Here is a 2,063-nt window from a genome sequence, read left to right as displayed (position 1 = left end):
TGTACCACACCGCCCGGTTACTAGAAAAGCGCATGCAGGATTTTTGGGGGGGTCGGTCTGGCACCAAAATGCCCTCGAGCCCGGTATGAGTTCGGCTGGGCAAAAATTGGGTTGCGCCACATGGATCAAATTATCTCCGCATCCGAAATTTACTTTGGCGTTCAGGGGTAGCCATAAGCCACGCCAGGACAAGCCCAGGAATGTATCTCGCCAATCCGGCAACGAAACAGCCAGGCGAAAATGGGCCGGGTCTGGCCCATAGCGGCTGACTTTACCACTGGGTGCGCAGCGGGTCTTGTTCCTGGGTCTCGGTTGGGGGGGTTGAGGGAACCAGGCGGGGACGGTTTCCATAGCTGCCATAGCTACCGTAACCTCTCGAGGAAACCAGCAGGCCCTCCCCCGAGCGCAATTGATTGACGACCAGACCCAGCACCCTGGCCCCGATGCGGGTAAGGTTGTCTATCGCAACCACCAGGCTGCGGCGGTTGGTGCTTCCCGTATTCACCACCACCACCATGCCCGAAACCTGCGGTGCGATTACCAGCGTGTCGGTAACGGCGAGTACCGGCGGCGTGTCAATAATGATGGTGTCCCACTCGCCCGATTCGCGCAGGCGGCGCAAGAAAGGCCGGAACTGCTGTGAAAGCAGGCCCGAAGGGTCGTCAGCGGCTTGCAAGCAAGGCAGCAGGGAAAGCCCGCGCTCGAGCTGGTGGGTGGCCATACCAAAAAGCGGGTCGCGCAGTACCGAAATCACATCCGGCCCGCTTTTGATGTCGAATTCGCTGTGCAGGATGGGGCGATGCAGGTCGAGGTCAATCAGCAGGGTACGCTTTCCGGTGCGGGCATAGGCCCGTGCCAGTGCAATGGAAACACTGCTTTTACCTTCTTTGGCCTCAGGGCTGGTGACGGCGATTATTTTGGGCTCGCTCTCGTCCATCAAACCCCGGTTGACATAAGTGCGCAGGTAGCTAGCAGCCTCTCGCGGCAGGTCGCGACTGGCGTTGACCAGCTTGGGAAACTCCCCCAGCACTTGCAGTCCGGTCAATTCCACCGCATCTTCGCTGCTGCGTACGGTGCGTACCGAGACTTCACGCAACAACATGAACAGGACGCCGAAAGCCATGGTAAGTACCCCAGCCAGCAGTGCGTTAAGCAAAGAGCGGGGTGCGACCGGCCGAATCGGCGTTTCGGCAGTATCCAGCAGACTCAGTTGGCCGGTAGCACCCTGTTCCAGGGCCCGTACCAGATCGAGGTCACGCAGCAAGCTGCCCTGCAGGCTGCGCAATCCTTCGATGCGCTCGGGGGTGTTATTGGCCCTGCCCAGATCGGTTTGCACCGAGCGCAGTTGGGTTTCGAGGGATAGGCGGTAGCGGCTAAAACTGCCCCGCACACGCTGGTCGTCCCAGCGCCTCAGGGCATCGGCCCATTCGTTGGCGAGTTGGGCAGCCCTGGTGGGATCGTTATCGCGCACACTAAGCAAGATGATGCCGGACTGCCGGCCATCCACGGTGCGCACCCGCAGTTTTTGGCGGAATTCCTCGAGGGTACGCTGGTTTTGTGGACTATTAAGGGTGTCCTTGAGCACCTGGCTGCTCAGGGCTGCCTCGCGGTAGGCCTGGCTATCGAGAGGACTGGCAGTGGGTACGGTATTGATGGCAGTTCCAGAAAAAGCGGTGGGCTGCGCCGCCAACAATCGAGCAGTGGCCTGGAACACGGGGGTTTGCAGGCGCGAAATAAGGTAGCCCGCTACCGTTGCCACAATCGCCAGCAAAATTAGCGCCCAACTGTAGTGCAATAACCGCTTGAAAAACTCGGCAAGGTCCACCTTGATCAAACCGGGGAGTTCTCTCATTTAGTATTGGATTGTACTACGAAAAAACCCCCATTCCTATCGTAAAAAAACAATCACCCAATTACATGTTTGGTTACGCCAAAAGCCTGCTTCCCAGCCATATGGAAGGTGGTGGGTTCTGGGGGCTTTATGGAGCCGTTACTCGTCCTTAACGCTCACCGTTTCGACCCCTGGTCTGCGGTTTATCCTGAGTTCTTTGAGCAAGACTTCC

General features: G+C 58.4%; 1 protein-coding gene. It reads right to left on the bottom strand.

Translation table 11 applies throughout. The annotated features are described in order from the left end of the window. Positions 1 to 271: 271 nt before the first annotated feature. A complete protein-coding gene (locus tag Q0288_RS17550; protein WP_299433577.1) occupies positions 272 to 1,852 on the bottom strand; it encodes a polysaccharide biosynthesis tyrosine autokinase in 1,581 nt (526 codons plus the stop codon). Positions 1,853 to 2,063: the final 211 nt, after the last annotated feature.

The organism is uncultured Meiothermus sp., assembly GCF_937863175.1.
In the GTDB taxonomy this organism is placed as follows: Bacteria; Deinococcota; Deinococci; order Deinococcales; family Thermaceae; genus Meiothermus.
This window is presented reverse-complemented; position numbering and strand designations above follow the sequence as displayed.

What these genes read in the sequence shown, in the direction of transcription:
- Q0288_RS17550 (WP_299433577.1), bottom strand. Translation starts at nt 1,852, where the DNA reads ATGAGAGAACTCCCCGGTTTGATCAAGGTGGACCTTGCCGAGTTTTTC.